Here is an 18,894-nt window from a genome sequence, read left to right on the forward strand (position 1 = left end):
CCGCGCGCCTGGGTGAAGGCCACTCCAGAGCCGGAGTACGCCATGACACACCAGCCAGCACTGAACGCGCTGACCGCCGCCGACCCGCAGATCGCCGGGCTGGTCGAGGACGAAGCGAAGCGCCAGCACGACAAGATCCGCCTGATCGCTTCGGAGAACTACGTCTCGCAGGCCGTCCTCGAAGCGACGGGCAGCGTGCTCACCAACAAGTACTCCGAGGGCTACGCGGGCAAGCGGTACTACGAGGGCCAGCAGTTCATCGACCAGATCGAGCAGCTCGCCATCGACCGGGCGAAGGCCGTGTTCGGCGCGGACCACGCGAACGTCCAGCCGTACTCCGGCTCGCCGGCGAACCTCGCGGTCTACCTCGCGTTCGCCGAGCCCGGCGACACCGTGCTGGGCATGAGCCTGCCGGACGGCGGCCACCTCACCCACGGCTGGGGCGTTTCCGCGACCGGCAAGTGGTTCACGCCGGTGCGCTACGGCGTCGCCAAGGAGACCGGCCGCGTCGACCTCGACCAGGTCCGCGACCTGGCCCGCGAGCACCGGCCGAAGCTGATCTTCTGCGGTGGCACGGCGATCCCGCGCACGATCGACTTCCCGGCGTTCGCCGAGATCGCCGCGGAGGTCGGCGCGGTGCTCGTCGCCGACATCGCGCACATCGCCGGTCTCGTCGCGGGCGGCGCGCACCCGTCGCCGGTCGGGCACGCGCAGGTCATCACGACGACCACGCACAAGACGCTGCGCGGCCCGCGCGGCGCGATGATCCTGTCCGACGCCGAGCACGCCAAAGCCGTCGACAAGGCGGTGTTCCCCGGCCTGCAGGGCGGCCCGCACGACCACACGACGGCGGCCATCGCGGTCGCGCTCGGGGAGGCGCAGCAACCGTCGTTCCGCGAGTACGCGCACACGATCGTCGCCAACGCCCGCGCGCTGGCGGACGCGTTGCTGGCGAAGGGGTACGACCTGGTTTCCGGCGGCACGGACAACCACCTGCTGCTGATCGACCTGACGAACAAGGCGGTCGCGGGCAAGCCGGCGGCGAAGGCCCTCGATCGCGCGGGCATCGAGCTGAACTACAACACCGTCCCGTTCGACCCGCGCAAGCCGTTCGACCCGTCCGGCATCCGGCTCGGCACGTCCGCGATCACCACCCGCGGCCTGAAGCCGGAGCACCAGCCCCAGGTAGCCGACTGGATCGACCGCACGATCACCGCCGCGGCCGCTTCCGACGACTCCTCCCTGGACGCGATCGCCGCGGAGATCCGCGAGTTCCTGACCCCGTTCCCCATCCCGGGCTACTCCGCCTGACTCCCACCCCGAAGGCGGCACTTTCCCTATGAAAGTGCCGCCTTCGGCATGTCCGGAGGCGGGAGACCGGGGTCACACGAATATTTGGTTGCACGATACAAGCTCTCTGGGAATACTTGGTCGAGACAAGTAGTTGAGGGGTACAAGCAACTACGTGACCGAGGGAGACCACCATGAGCGACACCACCACGGCGGAAGGAGCGTCCGTCACGACCGGCAAACTGACCCACCGCCAGATCCTCACCGTCCTGTCCGGCCTGATGCTCGGCATGTTCCTGGCCGCGCTCGACCAGACCATCGTTTCCTCGTCGATGCGGACCATCGCCGACGAGCTGCACGGCCTGTCCCTGCAGGCCTGGGCCACCACCGCCTACCTGATCACCGCGACGCTCTCCACGCCGCTGTACGGCAAGCTGTCCGACCTCTACGGCCGCAAGCCCATGTACCTGACGGCGATTTCGCTGTTCCTGGTCGGCTCGCTCGCCAGCGGCATGGCGACGTCGATGTACGAGCTCGCCGCGTTCCGCGCGTTCCAGGGCCTCGGTGCCGGTGGCCTGATGTCACTGGCGCTGGCGATCATCACCGACATCACCGCGCCGCGTGAGCGCAGCAAGTACCAGGGCTACTTCATGGCGGTGTTCGGCATCTCGAGCGTCGCCGGGCCGGTCGTCGGCGGCTTCTTCGCCGGCATCGACACCTTCGCGGGCATCACCGGCTGGCGCTGGGTCTTCCTCGTCAACGTCCCGATCGCGCTGGCCGCGCTGGTCGTCGTCACCAAGGTGCTGAACCTCCCGCACACCCGCGTGGACCAGAAGGTCGACTACTGGGGTGCCGTCGCGCTGGCCACCGGCCTGGTGCCGCTGCTGATCGTCGCCGAGCAGGGCCGTGAGTGGGGCTGGGGCTCCGCCGCCTCGATCGCGATGTACGTCGTCGGCGGGCTGGGCGTGGCCGCGTTCGTCTGGATCGAACGCCGGATGGGCGACGCCGCCCTGCTGCCGCTGCGCCTGTTCAAGCGGCCGGTGTTCCGGATGTCGACGCTGGTCACCGTCGTGCAGGGCGCCGGGATGTTCGGCGCGATGATGTCGCTGCCGCTGTACCTGCAGATCGTCAAGGGCGCGACGCCGACCCAGGCCGGCCTGCAGATGCTGCCGCTGACGCTGGGCATCATGTCCGCGAGCATGACCAGCGGCCGGATCATCTCGAAGACCGGGCGCTACAAGATGTTCGCGGTGGCCGGGATCGGCCTGATGGCGGCGGCGCTGTTCGCGCTCTCGACCATCACCGTCGACAGCTCGCTGGCCCTGGTCATGGTGATCGCCTTCGTGATCGGCCTCGGCCTCGGCGCCTCGATGCAGACGCTGGTGCTGGCCGCGACCAACGACGTCCGCCCGCAGGACATCGGCGTCGCCACCTCGGCGGCGACGTTCTTCCGGCAGATCGGCGGCACGGCGGGCACCGCGGTGTTCCTGTCGATCCTGTTCGGCACGGTCGGCGACCGGATCGCGAACGCCGTCCGCTCGGCGCTGACCAGCCCGGCCTACGTGTCGGCGCTGGCCCAGAACCCCGCGTTCGCGCAGCAGCTCAAGAGCGGCGCGCTGGACGTCAACGACACGTCGTTCCTGTCCTCGCTCGACCCGACGCTGGCCCGGCCGATCCTGCAGGGCTTCGCCGAGTCGATGAGCACGGTGTTCCTGGTCGGCGGGATCGTGCTGACCGTCGGCTTCGCCCTGGTGTGGTTCCTCAAGGAGAAGCCGCTCTCGGACAAGTCGGCGATGGAGCAGCGCGCCGAAGCCGAGGCGGACGCCCCCGCCCTCGCCCTGGCGCACTGACCCCCTGAAACGCCGTGAAGGCCTCCTTACCGGGCAAAAATGCCGGTAAGGAGGCCTTCACGGCTTTGGGCAGCTAGTGGGACGCGCCGCCGTTGGCCTCTTCCTTGGCCAGGCGGTCGGTCTCGCGCTCGTACGAGCGCGCGATCTCGCTTTCGGCCTCGGAGCGGCCGACCCAGGACGAGCCTTCGACGCTCTTGCCGGGCTCGAGGTCCTTGTAGACCTCGAAGAAGTGCTGGATCTCCAGCTTGTGGAACTCGTTCAGGTGGTGGATGTCGCGCAGGTGCTCGAGGCGCGGGTCGTTCGTCGGGACGGCGAGGACCTTGTCGTCCGGGCCCTTCTCGTCGGTCATCCGGAACATGCCGATCGCGCGGCAGCGGATCAGGCAGCCCGGGAACGTCGGCTCCTGGACGAGGACGAGCACGTCCAGCGGGTCGCCGTCCTGGCCGAGGGTGTCGTCGATGAAGCCGTAGTCGGCCGGGTACTGCGTGGCCGTGAACAGGGTCCGGTCCAGCTTGATGCGGCCGGTCTTGTGGTCGACCTCGTACTTGTTGCGCTCCCCTTTGGGGATTTCGATCGTGACGTCGAACTCCACGGCGTCCTCGCTGCTTCTTTATAGATCCGGGCGTGCCCGCCCGACGCGGGCGGCAACCTTCATGACTGTCTTGACGTCTCCTAGTGTGGACTACGGCCTGCCGCGGGTCCGCATCGATGTCGGCCACGCGGCATGTGACCTTGGCCCCTTCCGGGGCAGGTGAGAAGGAGTGGTGGGTGCCGGAAAACGACCAGCCGATGTGGCCTTCGTCGGACGAAGACCGCTCGTCGTCGGGCGCGCGGAAGACCACTCCGATGTCCCTGCCCGACCCGCCGGAGCGCGCTCCGGGCGAGGCCGGCGTGCCCAAGGTCACAGGCAGCGAAGCCCCGAAGGGGTCCTGGTTCGCGCCGAACGTCGCGCCGGAGCCGGTCCCCGGGCTCAACGCGCCGGCCGAGGAGCCGCCGCCCCCGCCGCCGCCGGCCAAGCAGGACCTCGCCGACCGGCTCGGCAGCCGGGAGCCGAAGCGGCCGGCGGAAGCGGGCACCGAGTACATCCGGGCCGAGCCGCCGGTCGCGGAGAGCACGCAGTTCATCGAGGTCAAGCAGCCCGAGCAGGCGCCCGTGGTGCCGGTCGAGCGCAACGTCTGGCCCGCTGAGCAGCAGGAACGCCGTGAGGAGCCGCAGCAGCAGTGGCGTGAGGAACTGCAGCTGTGGCGGGAGGAGCAGCAGCGCCGCGAAGAGCAGCTGAAGCGCCTCGACACCCAGCGCCGGGACGAGCCGCAGCGCGCGGAAGAACCCCAGCAACCCTCGGCCCAGCGTCGTGAGGAGCCGCAGCGGCCGGACGAGCCCCAGCAGCCTTGGGCTCAGCGCCGTGACGAGCCGCAGCGCCCGGAAGAACCCCAGCAGCCTTGGGCCCAGCGCATCGAACTGCGGGAGAACCGCGGCGGCGACCGCCCGGCCGAACCGGGTGAGCGGCGGCCCGGCCTGCCGCCGGAGCCACCCCGCGGCGTCGTGCCGTCGGCGTCGGCCGGCTCGCTCGCCCGGCCGCAGCGGATCGAGCCGGACGGGCAGCGGTTCGACGCCGAGGCGACCGTCGGGATCGAGCGGCCCACCCAGTTCCCCGCCGCCTTCCAGCAGCAGCCGCAGCCGCGCAACGAGCCGCCGCGGCCGGAGTCGCAGCCGCCGTCCGCGCCGCCGCCGTCCGCCGAAGCGCCGTCGGCCGAGGAGCCGCCGAAGAAGCGGCGCAAGGGCAAGCTGATCGCGCTCGTCGTGGTCGTCCTGCTGGTGCTGGCCGGGGGCGGGGTCGCGGCGGCGATGCCGAAGGTGTCGAACCGGCTGGGCCTGCCGTGGGCGCCGAACGCGCCGAAGGGCGACAGCCCCGAGCCGGCCGCCGCCACGCGCCAGCTGCAGGGCCCCGACAGCGCCGGGAAGGCGCCGACCGCGAACGGCGTCAAGTCCGTGCTGGCCTCGGCGGCCGGCAACAGCGCGCTCGGCCAGCTCACCGGCAGCGTGATCGACCCGGTGACCGGCACCGTGCTGTGGGACCGCGGCTCGTCGACGCCGGTGACCCCCGCGTCGACGACGAAGGTGCTCACGTCGGCGGCCGCCCTGCTCTCGCTGGACCACAACCTCAGGCTGTCGACCAAGATCGTCCAGGGCGCCGACCCGGGCACGGTCGTCCTGGTCGGCGGCGGCGACACGACGATCACCAACCTGCCGCTCGGCACGGATTCGCCGCTGTACCCGGGTGGCGCGCACGTCGACGACCTCGTCGCGCAGGTCAAGAAGGCGGCGCCCGGCGTCAAGAAGGTGCAGGTCGACCTGACCCTGTTCAAGGGCGCCACGACCGCGCCGGGCTGGGAAGCGGGCGACGCGCCGTCGACGTACGCGACGCAGATGTCCCCGGTGATGGCCGACGGCGGCCGGATCAGCCCCAAGGACAACAACTCGCAGCGCACGGCGAACGCGGGCAGCGCGCTGGCCTCGTCCATCGCGTCGAAGCTGGGCGCGTCGGCCGGCGGCCAGGCGACCGCGGCCAAGGACGCGAAGGTGCTCGGCGAGGTCAAGTCGGCCCCGCTGACCGAGCTGGTGTCCGACCTGATGGTGCTGTCCGACGACGTCCTCGCCGAGGCGATCGCCCGGCAGGTGGCGCTGGCCAACGGCGAGGAAGCGAGCTACGCCGGCGGCGCGCGGGCGACGATCAAGGTGCTGAAGGACCACGGGTTCGACGTCTCGGGCGTCGAGCTGTCCGACGGCAGCGGGATCTCCTCGCTCAACCGCATCCCGGCCCGCCTGCTGACCCAGCTCCTGGCGGCCGCGGCGGCGCCCGAGGGCAAGAACCCGGGCACCGGCAAGCTGCGCCCGGTGCTGGCCGGCCTCCCGGTCGCGGGCGGCTCCGGCACCCTCGCCGACAAGCGGTTCGACACCCCGGCGTCCCAGGCGGGCCGCGGCTGGGTGCGGGCGAAGACGGGCACGCTGACCGGGGTCAACACCCTGGCAGGCCTGGTCCTCGACCAGGACGGCCGGGTGCTGGTGTTCGCGTTCATGTCCAACGGCTCGGACACCGACCCCGGCCGGGACGCCATCGACGTGCTGGCCACCAGCCTCCGCAAGTGCGGGTGCGCGTAGCGGGGGTACCTCTCCGTGTGCGAACCGTACGAAGATCGTGGCCGGAAACCCCCACCGGCCAGGTAGCGTCGGAAGGGTGAGTCAGGAAACCGAGACCCGGCCCATGGTCGACTGGGCGATCGCCGCGCAGACCGGCGCGCTGCTCGTGCGCGGCGGCCCGCAGGTCCCGCGCGAAGAGGCCGAAGCGGCCGTCACCGACCTGCGTGAGCTGACGATGGAGGCCGAGGGGCACGTCCGCGAGCTGACGAACCTGGGCCTCGACCTGCCGCTGCTGCCCGGCGAGGTCGTCGACCGGCCCGGCTGGGTGCGGTCCGCCGCCGCCGGGCTCGACGCGCTGACCGGGCGCGCGCTGCCGCAGCAGGGCGGGGCGCTCGGGCCGATCCTCGCCGGGGGCGCCGGCGTCCAGACCGGGCTCGTCCTCGCGTTCCTCGCCAGCCGCGTGCTGGGCCAGTACGACCCCTTCGGCGGGCCGGAGCGGGAAGGGCAGCTGCTGCTCGTCGCGCCGAACGTCGTCGCCGCCGAACAGGCGATGAACGTGCCGGGCCACGACTTCCGGCTCTGGGTCTGCCTGCACGAATGCACCCACCGGCTGCAGTTCACCGCGGTCCGGTGGCTGCGCGACTACTTCGCCGACGAAGTCGAGCGGCTCGTCTCCGGCCTCGCCGGCGGCGGCAGCGACAGCCTGTCCGACCTGTTCGGCAGGCTGCCCGAGGCGATCAAGCAGGGGCCGAAGCTGAACCTCGCGGAGCTGCTCCAGTCGCCGAAGGAACGCGCGGTGTTCGACCGGCTCCTGGCGCTCTCGACGCTGCTCGAAGGCCACGCCGACTACGTGATGGACGCGGTCGGGCCGCGGGTCGTCCCGAGCGTCGACACGATCCGCGCGCGGTTCACCGCCCGGCGCAAGGGCGGTGGCGTCTTCGACCGGCTGCTCCGCGCGCTGCTCGGCGTCGACGCGAAGATCCGCCAGTACGAAGAAGGCGCGAAGTTCACGAAGCACGTCGTCGACGCCGTCGGCATGGACGGCTTCAACGCCGTCTGGCGCTCGCCGAACACCCTGCCGTCGCGCGCCGAGATCGCCGATCCGGCTGCGTGGGTCCGGCGCCTGCACGGATGACCGGGCCGGCGGTCGCGGCCGTCCGCCGGGCCGTCCGCGCCTTCCTGGACAGCGTCGAAGCGCCGCCCGAACTGTGCGTCGCGGTCTCCGGCGGCGCCGATTCCCTCGCGCTGGCCGAGGCCACGGCGTACGTCGGGCACCACCGCGGGCACGTCGTCCGCGCGCTGGTCGTCGACCACGGCCTGCAGGAGGGCTCGGCGAAGATCGCGCTCGACGCCGCCGCGGCCGCGAAGGCACTCGGCGTCGACGAGGCCGAGGTGCGCCGGACCGACGTCACCGGCCCCGGCGGCCCGGAAGCCGCCGCGCGCAAGGCCCGCTACCGGACGCTGGCCGGGCACGACCTCGTCCTGCTCGGCCACACCCTCGACGACCAGGCCGAAACCGTCCTGCTCGGCCTGGGCCGCGGCTCGGGCGCGCGCAGCGTCGCCGGGATGCGGCCGCACGACCCGCCTTGGGGACGGCCGCTGCTCGCCGTCTCGCGCGCCACCACCCGGGCCGCCTGCGCCGAACTGGGCGTCGAGCCGTGGGAAGACCCGCACAACGCCGAGCCGCGCTTCACTCGCGTCCGGTTGCGCACCGAAGTTCTGCCGCTCCTGGAAGACGTCCTCAACGGCGGGGTGGCGGGCGCGCTCGCCCGCACGGCCGCGCAGCTGCGCGAGGACAACGAGGCGTTGGACACAGTGGCGGACACGATCTTCACCCGCGCGGGCGGCCCCGAAGGGCTGGATGTCGGAGTGCTCGCGGGCGAGCCGCCGGCACTGCGGCGGCGGGTTCTCCGCAGGTGGCTGCTGGCCTCGGGCGTGCGCGAACTCACCGACGCGCACCTCCGCGCGGTCGACGGACTGGTCGCCCGGTGGCGTGGTCAGGGCGGTGTCTGGTTGCCCGGCAACTTGGAGGCGAGCCGGGCGCATGGCAGGCTCTGCCTCACCTCCCAACCCACCACACGAGGGGAATGACCCGTGTACGAGGGCGAAATCGCCTCCGTGCTCGTCACCGAGCAGCAGATCAAGGACAAGATCGCGGAGTTGTCGGAGCAGATCGCCGCCGACTACCCGGCCAACGGGCAGGGCGAACTCCTGCTGGTGGGCGTCCTGAAGGGCGCGGTCATGTTCATGACCGACTTCGCCCGTGCGCTGCCGCTGCCGACGCAGCTGGAATTCATGGCCGTCTCCTCGTACGGCTCGGCGACGTCGTCGTCCGGCGTCGTGCGGATCCTCAAGGACCTCGACCGCGACATCGCGGGCCGGGACGTCCTGATCGTCGAAGACATCGTCGACTCCGGCCTCACGCTGTCGTGGCTGCTGAAGAACCTCGCCAGCCGCAACCCGGCGTCGCTCGAGGTCGTTTCGCTGCTGCGCAAGCCCGAAGCCGTGAAGGTGGACGTGCCGGTGAAGTACATCGGCTTCGACATCCCGAACGAGTTCGTCGTCGGCTACGGCCTCGACTACGCCGAGCGCTACCGGGACCTGCCGTACATCGGGACGCTGGACCCGAAGGTGTACACCGCGTAGTTCACCGACCGTTCACCGCAACTACCGGATTTGCGGAACCCGGGCGCGCCCATTCGCGTCATACGCTCTGATCACGTGCGTTAACCTATGCGAAGACCATTCGTGCCCGCGGTGACCGGGTCGGGGGAACGGGAGAGAGCTCAGATGGGGAACAGCAGCGCTGCCGACGCGAACGCCTTCAAGGCCGCGGCCGCGGCGGGTCAGGTCGGGATCGACCCGGACGCCGCGCAGACCGTGCTGAACAAGATCCGCACCGGCAAGGACGCCGTCGAAGCGCTGCTCGCCGGCGCGGGCACGCTCGCCCAGCCGCCGAAGCTCGGCGACAACCCGGTCGGCAACGCGATGGCCGCGAAGTTCGTGCAGCGCGCCGACGGCGGCGGGGACTCCTACGCCGCCGCGCTGCAGAACCTGCTCGACCAGTACTCGGCCGCGGAGGAGGGCATCGTCACGGCGATGTCCCGCTACCACGAGATCGACAACGCCGCCGCCGACCCGTTCCGCAACGCCTGAGTCCTGAGGGGATTTCGCAGTCATGGCTCCGAACCACAGCGACCAGCCTTCGTCCACCGACCCGGGTTCGCTCGTCCCGCTCGGTGACAACTCGGCGGCGCAGAACATCGTCGACAACGCCCGCGGTAGCGCCGGCGGCTTCGACATGGGCAGCGACCGCGCGATCGCGAACCCGCCGAACTGGAACGCGCAGGAAAGCCAGCAGCTCTACGCCGGCGCGGTCAACAACAACGACCCCGGCACGGCCGAGGCGACCGGGCACGCCTGGGCGCACCACGGCACCGAGCTGAAGCAGGCGTCCGACCACCTGTACAACGCGATCGCCGAGCTCGGCAACGCGTGGGTCGGCCAGGGTGCCGGCGGTGCGCAGGGCGCGCTGGTGGCCATCGCCAACTCCGGTTCGCAGGCCTCCGATGCCGCGCACACGATGTCCGACCGGCTCGCCCGGCAGGCCGCGGCGGCCGCCGAGGTCAAGAAGATGCCGGCCCCCAAGGACTACGACCCCAAGCAGTCCATGGCGGCGGCGCTGGCCGGCGGCCCGGCGGCGCTGATCGCGGACCAGAAGGCGCAGGCGGACGCGGCCAACGACGTCAAGGCGCAGCAGGTCGCGTTCTTCAACGCCTACACCAAGGCGATGAGCGAGGTCGACAGCTCGACCCCGAGCTTCGGCCCGGAGTCGCTCGGCATGAAGCCGACGGGCTCGCACAACTCCATCTCGTTCAACTCGGTCCACTCCGTCGGCAGCACCGGTCCGGTCCAAGGGCTCCCCGGTGGCGCGGGCGACGCGATCTTCGCCTCCAGCGGATCCGGTTTCGGCAGCGGCGGAGCGTTCGGCGCGCAGCACGCGGCCGGCGTGGCCGGTGCGGGTCACGCGGTGCCCGCCGGCTTCGGGGCCGACGCGGCCTCGCTCGGCAGCGACGCGCCCGGCGGCTCGGTCCCGGGCACCGGTGCCGGTTCCGTGACCGGGTCCGGCCAGGTCGCCCCGGGCGGCACGGCGGCCGGTGGCAGCAGCCCGCTGGGCAAGATCGGCATGGGGCTCGGCATCGGCGGCGTCGCCGGCGGCCTCGGCGCGCTGGCGTCGCGGGCGCTCGGCGCGGGCAGCAAGTCCGGCTCGAAGGCCGAGAACGACACGACCCTGGCTTCGGCCGAGGGCCAGAGCGCCGCTTCGCAGCAGGCGCCGCAGCAGGGCGTCGTCTCGCCCACCGGCACGATCGGCGGGCAGCAGGCCCCGCCGCCGATGAACCCGGGCGGCATGGGCGGCATGGCCCCGCACGGTGCCCAGGGCGAGCAGGACGAGGAGCACACGCACGCGTCCTTCCTCATCGAGGCGGACCCGGACGAGGCCTTCGGCGCCAACCAGGCGACCCCGCCGCCGGTCATCGGCGCGTGGTCCGGGGACGACGAAGACCGCTGATCCTTTTCGGGCCGGGCACACCGAGGGTGTGCCCGGCCCGGTTTCTCTTGGGGGTGGCTCGATGCCGAACGCTGAGCTGCTCACCCCGGTCGAGGTGGACTTCCTGTGGGAGTCCGCCGGGCTGGGCGAGCTGCCGTACCCGCTGCGCATCCGCTCGCACGGCGAGACCGTCGACGAGCGGGCGGTGCTGCGCCGCCGCACGTTGGAGGGCCTCGTCGCGCGCGGCCTCGCCGACGGCCGGGGGCGGCCCGAACCGCACGTCGAGGACTACTTCGGCGTGCTCGCGGGCGCCGAGCTGAGCCTGGACGCCGTCCAGCTGATCGCGCCGGACGCCGAGCCGCTGCTCGCGATCGCCGGCGTCCTGGGCGGCCAGGGGCTCTTGGCCGTGCAGGACCGCCGCGGCCTGCACCTGAACCCGTGTCCGACCGACGGCCTGGCCAGCGCGATCGTCTCGCTGCTGCCGGGTGCGCCGCGTGGCACCGAGAAGTCGATCACGGTCCCGCTGGAGCAGCTGGTCGGCGCGCACGGCGTCGACTTCCTGCAGCGGCGGGGCAACGGCGACGACCGTTCGTCGGCGGACGAGGACCGCAAGGCGCTGGCCCGGCTGCACGCCCAGCCCCGCCTGCGCGGCGGCCAGATCGCGGCCAACGCCCGCTCCCGCGTCGGCGGCCGCACCCGGACGCCGGTGCTGAGCTGGTTCGACACCGAGACGGGCCGCTACTTCACCCAGGCGACCCGTGGCCACGACGGCCGCGACTGGATCACCATCGCCCCGGCGGACGCGGCGACGCTGCGCCACCGCCTCGGCGAGATGCTGGCGACGGCGGCGAGTTCGACCGCGCCGGTCTGATCCTGGGGGCCGACGTCATGAACGAGTCGTTCACGACATCACGGCCGGGGTCCCGGCAAAGTCGCGCGGCCAGGCCGCTCCGCCGCCGGTAACCCGCTCGCCCAGTGTCTTGAATGAGTCATTCAGGTCTTCGGACGTCCTGAATGACTCATTCAAGACGCCGGCGCACCGCTGCGGACCGCACCGACCCGACTTTGCCGGGGTCCTGTCGTCAGATGCGGTGAAAGGGTCGTTCATGACGTCCGGTTCCGGGAGCAGGGCGACGTGCCTCGACCTCGGCTCGGGGCCCGCTCGCGCCAAGAAGGTGGCCCCTCATGGCCTAACCCGTCAGCTCTGCCAAGATCGGGCTCCGGCTTCTCCTAGTGTGCTCGGCCGGCGCTCACTTTTTGTCGGTGGTGCGGGCTACGCTGAGCAAGAGTCCGATCCGGGAGAGTAATGATGCAAGAGTTCTTCTCGCCACTGGCGTTCGACTTCCTCTGGGAGTCGGCGCAGGTCGGGGAGCTGCCGTACCCGCTGCGCGTCCGGTCGCACGGCGCGACCGAGGACGAGCGCGTTTCGCTGCGCCACCGCGTCGACGTCGAGCTGAAGGCGCGCGGCATCCGCGAGCAGCGCGGCACGCTGGCGCCCCCGATCGAAGACGCGCTGCACCTGCTGGCCTTCGCCCCGCTGACCATCGACGCGCTGCACATCCCGCAGTTCGAGGCGCAGACCGTCGGCGTGCTCGCGGCGGCCGACGACAGCAAGGGCGTGCTCGCGGTCCAGGACGCCGACGGCATCTGGCTGCGGGACCTCCCGCCGGACGCGCTGGTGTCCGCGGTCGTCGACGTGCTGCCCGCCGGCCCGCGCGGCAGCGAGGCGTCGGTCACGCTCCCGCTGGACGACGCCCTGCGCACGGCCCCGATCCGGGTGCCCGTGTCGCTGCCGTCGTCGCCGGGTGAGGAAGAAGACAAACGCCGGGGCAAGGCCCGCCGGACCCCGCTGAGCGAGCGCGTCACGGCCGATCCGCGGGAGGCGTACGGCCGCCTCGCGGGGCAGCCGCGGCAGCGGGGCGGTCAGCTGGCAGCGAACAGCCGTTCGCAGGTCGGGGCCAAGCAGCGGTCCCGCGTCCTGGCCTGGTTCGACACCGCGACCGGCCGCTACCTGAGCCTCTCCCGCGCAGGTACGGACGGTCGGGAGTGGGTCACGGTGGCCCCGGCCGACCCGGCGACGCTGCGGACCCGGCTGGGCGAGATGGTGAGCAGTGTGTCCGACGGCACGCGATAGCGTGACCACTGCGGACGCCGGGCGGGAACCCGGGCGCGGTATCGCCCGTTGACCTGCGAGAGGCTCACAGGGGATGAACGCGGCAGCGGACGGTACCCTGATGGGACGGCAGCCCGGGCACCACGGGTTGTCAAGATCGTGATGGCGGGTATCACAGGAGCCGCCCAACCAGGGAGGGTCGAGGCCACCAGGGCCGAGTCGTATGAACCGGAAGAGCGTGCTCAGGAACCCACTGCTGTGGATCGTCGCGGGGTTGCTGGCGTTGTTCGCGTACAACACGATCTTCGACAGTGATCGTGGGTACACCCAGGCACCCATCTCGGTGGCGAACTCCCAGATCTCCTCGAACAACGTCAAGGAAGCCAGCCTCGAGGACAAGGAACAGCAGCTCAAGCTGCTGCTTTCCAAGCCCATCGACGTGGACGGGCAGCAGGTCACCCAGATCATTTCGCAGTACCCCTCGGACGCCACCCGCCCGATCTACGACTCGTTGATCGCGGCGAAGAACGGCGGCCAGCCGATCAAGTTCACCACCAAGGTGACCCAGCAGGGCGTGCTGACGCAGATCCTCATCTTCGCCATCCCGCTGGCCCTCGTCCTGGGCCTGCTGATGTGGATGATGAACAACGCACAGGGTGGCGGCAACCGCGTCCTCAACTTCGGCAAGTCCAAGGCCAAGCAGCTGAACAAGGACATGCCCAAGACGACCTTCGGGGACGTCGCGGGTGCCGACGAGGCCGTCGAAGAGCTGTACGAGATCAAGGACTTCCTGCAGAACCCGGCGCGCTACCAAGCGCTCGGCGCGAAGATCCCGAAGGGCGTGCTGCTCTACGGGCCGCCGGGTACCGGCAAGACGCTGCTCGCGCGAGCCGTCGCCGGTGAAGCGGGCGTGCCGTTCTACACGATCTCCGGCTCGGACTTCGTCGAGATGTTCGTCGGTGTCGGCGCGTCGCGAGTGCGTGACCTGTTCGAACAGGCCAAGCAGAACGCGCCGTGCATCATCTTCGTCGACGAGATCGACGCGGTCGGCCGCCAGCGCGGCGCCGGCCTCGGCGGCGGGCACGACGAGCGCGAGCAGACCCTGAACCAGCTGCTCGTCGAGATGGACGGCTTCGACGCCCGCGGCGGCATCATCCTGATCGCGGCCACCAACCGGCCCGACATCCTCGACCCGGCGCTGCTGCGCCCCGGCCGGTTCGACCGGCAGATCCCGGTGTCCGCGCCCGACCTGCGCGGCCGCAAGGCGATCCTCGAGGTCCACGCCAAGGGCAAGCCGATCGCGCAGGGCACCGACCTGGGCAGCCTGGCCAAGCGGACCGTCGGCATGTCCGGCGCGGACCTGGCCAACGTGCTGAACGAGGCCGCGCTGCTCACCGCCCGCCAGAACGGGCACGTGATCACCGACGTCGCGCTGGAGGAGTCGGTCGACCGCGTCGTCGGCGGCCCCGCCCGCAAGAGCCGGATCATCTCCGAGAAGGAGAAGAAGATCACGGCCTACCACGAGGGCGGGCACGCGCTCGCCGCGTGGGCGATGCCGGACATCGAACCGGTCTACAAGCTGACCATCCTCCCGCGCGGCCGCACCGGCGGGCACGCCTTGATCGTCCCGGAGGACGACAAGGAGTTGATGACCCGCTCGGAGATGATCGGCCGGCTGGTCTTCGCGATGGGTGGCCGCACGGCGGAGGAGCTCGTCTTCCACGAGCCCACCACCGGCGCGTCCGCGGACATCGAGCAGGCGACGAAGATCGCCCGCGCGATGGTGATGGAGTACGGCATGAGCGCCCGCCTCGGCGCGGTCAAGTACGGCCAGGAGCAGGGCGACCCGTTCCTCGGCCGGTCGGCCGGGCGGCAGGCGGACTACTCGCTCGAGGTGGCGCACGAGATCGACGAGGAGGTGCGCAAGCTCATCGAGACGGCGCACACCGAGGCGTGGCACGTGCTGAACACCTACCGCGACGTCCTCGACGAGCTGGTCATCGAGCTCCTGGAGAAGGAGACGCTGCAGCGCAAGGACCTCGAGCGGATCTTCGCGACCGTCGAGAAGCGCCCGCACATCACCGTCTTCAACGAGTTCGGCGAGCGGACCCCGTCGGACAAGCCGCCGATCAAGACCCCGGGCGAGCTGGCGATGGAGCGCGGCGAGCCGTGGCCGCCGCCGGAGAAGGAGCCGAAGCCGGCCCTCAAGCCGGAGCCGACCCCGGTCGGCACGGCCCAGGGCGCGGGCGACCTGCCCGGCGGCCCGCCGTACCCGGCCCCGACGCCGGCGGACCCGAACGCCAACCCGTACGCCCCGCCGCAGCCGGGCGCCTACCCGAACGGCGGCCGTCCCTACGGCGGTCCGAACGGCGGCCCCAACGGCACGGCGCACTGGCCGCAGTCCTACGGCGGCGGCCAGCAGCCCGGCGGCTACCCGGGCGGCCCGGCCGGCGGCCAGAGCGGCCCGCCGAACTACGGTGCCCCTCCGGGCTGGACCCCCGCGACCTCCCCCGGCGGTCAGCCGGGCCAGTCGTGGCGGCCCGGTGGTGAAGAACGCCCTCGTGAGCACGGCTGGTTCGCCGATCAGGCGGGCAACCAGCAGAACGAGGGAGAACGACGTGACGTGGATGGACCAGACAAGCCCCAGTGACGCCGGCCGCCCGGTCTTCGACCAGGACCGGGCGGAGAAGGCGATTCGCGAGCTTCTCCTGGCGTGCGGTGAAGACCCGGAGCGGGACGGTCTCAAGGAGACCCCCGCCCGGGTGGCCCGCGCGTACCACGAGATGTTCGCCGGCTTGTACACCGAGCCCGACTCGGTGCTGGACCGCACGTTCGACGAGTCCCACGAAGAGCTGGTGCTGGTCACGGACATCCCGATGTTCAGCCAGTGTGAACACCACCTGGTCCCCTTCCACGGCGTCGCGCACGTCGGGTACATCCCGAACGCCGCCGGGAAGGTGACCGGGCTGTCGAAGCTGGCCCGGCTCGTCGACCTCTACGCGAAGCGCCCGCAGGTGCAGGAGCGCCTCACGTCGCAGGTCGCCGACGCCATCGTGCGGAAGCTGGAGCCGCGCGGGGTGATCGTCGTGATCGAGGCCGAGCACCTCTGCATGGCCATGCGCGGCATCCGCAAGCCGGGCGCGCGCACCACCACCTCGGCGGTGCGCGGGCAGCTGAAGAATTCGCCGTCGTCGCGGGCGGAGGCGCTCGACCTGATCAAGGCGCGCCGGTGAGCGTGGGGCTTCCCGCTCCCGGCCGGTGCGTCGTGATGGGCGTACTGAACGTGACGCCCGATTCCTTTTCGGACGGTGGCCGCTACCTCGGGCTCGACCAGGCCTTGGAGCACGCGCGCGAGATGTGGGCGCGCGGCGCCGACCTGATCGACGTCGGCGGCGAGTCGACGCGGCCGGGCGCGGCCCGGGTGGACGCCGAGACCGAGCTGGCGCGCATCCTGCCGGTGATCCGGACGCTCGCCGGCGAAGGCGTGGCGCTGTCGGTCGACACCACGCGCGCGGCTGTCGCCGCCGCGGCGCTCGAAGCCGGCGCGCACGTGATCAACGACGTCTCGGGTGGCCTGGCCGATCCGGACATGGCGCGGGTCGCGGCCGAAACCGGCGTGCCGTGGGTGCTGATGCACTGGCGCGGGCACAGCAAGGACATGCAGGCGCTCGCGTCCTACACCGACGTTGTCGCCGATGTCCGGTCCGAGCTGCTGTCCCGGGTGGACGAAGCACTGGCGGCGGGCGTAGCCGAGAGCGCGATCGTGCTGGACCCCGGGCTCGGGTTCGCGAAGAACGCCGAGCACGACTGGGCGTTGCTGCGCGGGCTGGACTCGTTGCTGTCATTGGGTTTCCCGGTGCTCGTCGGCGCCTCGCGCAAGCGGTTCCTCGGCCGCCTGCTGTCCGAAAAGGACGGCACACCCCGCCCACCGGACGGCCGCGAGGACGCGACGGCGGCGATTTCCGCCCTCGCCGCCGCGGCCGGCGCGTGGGGCGTGCGGGTGCACGAGGTCGGAGCGTCGCTGGACGCGGTCGCGGTGGCCGCGGCGTGGTGGAAGGGTTCCCCGGATGTCTGACCGGATCACGCTGACCGGCCTGCGCGTGTTCGGCCGCCACGGTGTGTTCGAGCACGAGAAGCGCGACGGCCAGGAGTTCGTCGTCGACATCACGGCGTGGCTCGACCTCGGGCCCGCCGCCGCGTCGGACGACCTGACCAAGACCCTGCACTACGGCGAGCTGGCCGAGCTGGCGGCGGGCATCGTCGCGGGCGAACCGTACGACCTGATCGAGAGCGTCGCGGGCAAGATCGCCGACGAGGTCATGCGCGACGAGCGCCTGAGCGCGATCGAGGTGACGGTCCACAAGCCGTCGGCCCCGATCCCGCTGACGTTCGACGACGTCGCGGTGACGGTCCGGCGCGACCGATGACCCGCGCGGTCCTCTCCCTGGGCTCGAACCTGGGCGATCGCCTCGGCTACCTGAAGCTGGCCCTGGACGCGGTCCGCCCGGCGCTGGTCGCGGTGTCGAGCGTGTACGAGACCAAGGCCTGGGGCGTCGAAGACCAGCCGGACTTCTTGAACGCGGTCTGCGTGGTCGACGACCCGGCCCGCGACCACTGGGCGTGGCTGCGCACGGGCCAGTCGGCCGAACAGGCGGCCGGCCGCGTCCGCGAGCTCCGCTGGGGCCCGCGCACCCTGGACGTCGACGTGGTCGCGGTGGACGGCGTGACGTCCGACGACCCCGAGCTGCTCCTCCCGCACCCGGGAACCCCGGACCGAGCCAGCGTGCTGGTGCCGTGGGCGGAGATCGAGCCGGAAGCGGTGCTGCCGGGCCACGGCTCGATCGCGGCCCTGCTGGCGGCCCGCCCGGCGGACGAAGTGGCGACCGTCCGCCGGACGAACCTCGATCTCAGCTGAGCCGGTCAGCGAATCCGCCCGGCCAAGTCAACCCCCGCCGGGCCACCGATCGCCGAGCAGCGCTCCGCGGTCGGTGACAGACATCCGCCGTCACCCGCGCAGGGCGTCGACCATGAACCGGACCGCGGGCTGGGCCGTCGGGACCGGGGGCCAGCCGTTGATCGTCGCCAGCAGCTGCCAGTAGCGCTCCGCACGGGGGTCGCCGCTCGTCTCGAAGCGGTCCGCCATCTCCGCGCGGAACTCCGGTGATGCCGGGTCCTGGTCGGGGCGGGCCGTCGCCGCCGCGATGTCGGCCGCAAGCGTTTGCCCCGCTTCCGACGTGGGCGAATCGCCCGCCGCCACCGCCGCTTCCGCGCGGGACACCCAGCCCGGCCAGTTCTGCTGCCACGCGTCCGACGGCTGCTGGAACTCGCCCGCCTTGATCTGCTGGGACTGCTGCTCGCTCATGCCGCGGATCAGCGCGCGGAACGACGGCTCCTGCACCAGCTCCGCGAACTCGATCCACGCTTCCAGCTGCTCCGGCGTCGGGTCGTCCGGCAGCTCCGGCTTACCCGCGCGCATCCGCTGGTAGAACTCCTGGTCCACGTCGAGCCCGGCGACCATCTCGTCCCAGAACTCGTCCACCAGCCGCTTGCGCTCCTCGTCCGACATCGACGCGAGACGGTTCATCAGGTTCACTTCCTCCAACTCGGAATTGCGTTTGGCCACCGCGCGCAGCACCGCCCGGCGCAGCCGCAGCCGCCGGATCTGCTCGTCCAGGGCCTCGACGTGCCGGGCCGCCAGCTCGCCGACCGTCGCCGGCTGCGCCAACGCCGCCGAGACGTCGGCCAGGCCCAGGCCCAGCTCCCGCAGTGTGCGGACCAGCTCCAGGCGGGCCATCGCCGCCGCGTCGTAGAGGCGGTAGCCGGCGTCCGTCCGCTCGGTCGGGGGCAGCAGGCCCTCGTCCGAGTAGAAGCGGATGGTCTTGACCGGCAGGCCGGTCCGCCGGGCCAGCTCGCCGATGGTGAATGTCGCGGTGGTGCCCACTAGACGCATGGTG

17 protein-coding genes are annotated in these 18,894 nt (G+C 71.7%); 15 read left to right on the top strand and 2 right to left on the bottom strand.

The features are described from left to right. The first annotated feature begins 42 nt into the window (after nucleotides 1-42). Nucleotides 43-1,311, top strand: coding sequence for a serine hydroxymethyltransferase (locus H4696_RS36935; RefSeq protein WP_086856951.1), 1,269 nt, complete (start codon nucleotides 43-45; stop codon nucleotides 1,309-1,311). Nucleotides 1,312-1,484: 173 nt separating this feature from the next. Beyond that, the gene (locus H4696_RS36940) at nucleotides 1,485-3,140 is read left to right on the top strand and encodes an MDR family MFS transporter (RefSeq protein WP_086856952.1); all 1,656 of its coding nucleotides are present in this window, start codon (nucleotides 1,485-1,487) and stop codon (nucleotides 3,138-3,140) included. 73 nt (nucleotides 3,141-3,213) lie between these two features. Here H4696_RS36940 and H4696_RS36945 read toward each other — a convergent pair whose 3' ends face one another. Beyond that, nucleotides 3,214-3,732 (bottom strand): inorganic diphosphatase, encoded by a 519-nt coding sequence (locus H4696_RS36945; protein WP_086856953.1) that lies wholly within the window; start codon nucleotides 3,730-3,732, stop codon nucleotides 3,214-3,216. A gap of 176 nt (nucleotides 3,733-3,908) precedes the next feature. Between H4696_RS36945 and dacB the strand changes: the two genes are divergently transcribed. The 13 genes from dacB to folK all read left to right on the top strand — a co-directional run bounded on the left by dacB (nucleotide 3,909) and on the right by folK (nucleotide 17,855). Next, nucleotides 3,909-6,299, top strand: a complete 2,391-nt coding sequence (gene dacB / locus H4696_RS36950) for a D-alanyl-D-alanine carboxypeptidase/D-alanyl-D-alanine endopeptidase (protein WP_086856954.1) — start codon at nucleotides 3,909-3,911, stop codon at nucleotides 6,297-6,299. Nucleotides 6,300-6,402: 103 nt separating this feature from the next. Continuing rightward, complete coding sequence (locus tag H4696_RS36955; RefSeq protein WP_086856955.1) at nucleotides 6,403-7,413, top strand: zinc-dependent metalloprotease; 1,011 nt, start codon at nucleotides 6,403-6,405, stop codon at nucleotides 7,411-7,413. Then, entirely contained in the window at nucleotides 7,410-8,369 is a 960-nt protein-coding gene (tilS, locus tag H4696_RS36960; protein WP_086856956.1) for a tRNA lysidine(34) synthetase TilS, read from the top strand. The genes H4696_RS36955 and tilS overlap by 4 nt, the downstream gene beginning before the upstream one ends. Before the next feature lie 3 nt (nucleotides 8,370-8,372). Then, nucleotides 8,373-8,924: a hypoxanthine phosphoribosyltransferase gene (hpt, locus tag H4696_RS36965; protein WP_033261644.1), complete on the top strand. Its 552-nt coding sequence runs from the start codon at nucleotides 8,373-8,375 to the stop codon at nucleotides 8,922-8,924. A gap of 144 nt (nucleotides 8,925-9,068) precedes the next feature. Beyond that, nucleotides 9,069-9,434 carry a hypothetical protein gene (locus tag H4696_RS36970; protein WP_086856957.1) on the top strand — a complete coding sequence of 122 codons (366 nt, stop codon included), beginning with the start codon at nucleotides 9,069-9,071 and terminating at the stop codon, nucleotides 9,432-9,434. Nucleotides 9,435-9,456: 22 nt separating this feature from the next. Further along, on the top strand, nucleotides 9,457-10,848 hold the full coding sequence (locus tag H4696_RS36975) for a hypothetical protein (RefSeq protein ID WP_086856958.1): 1,392 nt from the start codon (nucleotides 9,457-9,459) through the stop codon (nucleotides 10,846-10,848). Nucleotides 10,849-10,909: 61 nt separating this feature from the next. Then, nucleotides 10,910-11,698: an ESX secretion-associated protein EspG gene (locus tag H4696_RS36980; RefSeq protein ID WP_086856959.1), complete on the top strand. Its 789-nt coding sequence runs from the start codon at nucleotides 10,910-10,912 to the stop codon at nucleotides 11,696-11,698. Nucleotides 11,699-12,133: 435 nt separating this feature from the next. Then, nucleotides 12,134-12,961, top strand: coding sequence for an ESX secretion-associated protein EspG (locus tag H4696_RS36985; protein WP_086858507.1), 828 nt, complete (start codon nucleotides 12,134-12,136; stop codon nucleotides 12,959-12,961). 202 nt (nucleotides 12,962-13,163) lie between these two features. After that, nucleotides 13,164-15,590, top strand: a complete 2,427-nt coding sequence (gene ftsH / locus H4696_RS36990; protein WP_086858508.1) for an ATP-dependent zinc metalloprotease FtsH — start codon at nucleotides 13,164-13,166, stop codon at nucleotides 15,588-15,590. Continuing rightward, nucleotides 15,568-16,173, top strand: a complete 606-nt coding sequence (gene folE, locus H4696_RS36995; protein ID WP_169734925.1) for a GTP cyclohydrolase I FolE — start codon at nucleotides 15,568-15,570, stop codon at nucleotides 16,171-16,173. The genes ftsH and folE overlap by 23 nt, the downstream gene beginning before the upstream one ends. Before the next feature lie 35 nt (nucleotides 16,174-16,208). After that, entirely contained in the window at nucleotides 16,209-17,015 is an 807-nt protein-coding gene (gene folP / locus H4696_RS37000; protein ID WP_125309759.1) for a dihydropteroate synthase, read from the top strand. Beyond that, nucleotides 17,008-17,367, top strand: coding sequence for a dihydroneopterin aldolase (gene folB / locus H4696_RS37005; protein WP_086858510.1), 360 nt, complete (start codon nucleotides 17,008-17,010; stop codon nucleotides 17,365-17,367). Before folP ends, folB begins: the two co-directional genes overlap by 8 nt. Beyond that, nucleotides 17,364-17,855 carry a 2-amino-4-hydroxy-6-hydroxymethyldihydropteridine diphosphokinase gene (gene folK / locus H4696_RS37010; protein ID WP_086858511.1) on the top strand — a complete coding sequence of 164 codons (492 nt, stop codon included), beginning with the start codon at nucleotides 17,364-17,366 and terminating at the stop codon, nucleotides 17,853-17,855. Before folB ends, folK begins: the two co-directional genes overlap by 4 nt. A gap of 90 nt (nucleotides 17,856-17,945) precedes the next feature. Here folK and H4696_RS37015 read toward each other — a convergent pair whose 3' ends face one another. After that, nucleotides 17,946-18,881, bottom strand: a complete 936-nt coding sequence (locus H4696_RS37015; RefSeq protein ID WP_086858512.1) for a helix-turn-helix domain-containing protein — start codon at nucleotides 18,879-18,881, stop codon at nucleotides 17,946-17,948. Nucleotides 18,882-18,894: the final 13 nt, after the last annotated feature.

Source organism: Amycolatopsis lexingtonensis (genome assembly GCF_014873755.1).
GTDB classification, from domain to species: domain Bacteria; phylum Actinomycetota; class Actinomycetes; order Mycobacteriales; family Pseudonocardiaceae; genus Amycolatopsis; species Amycolatopsis lexingtonensis.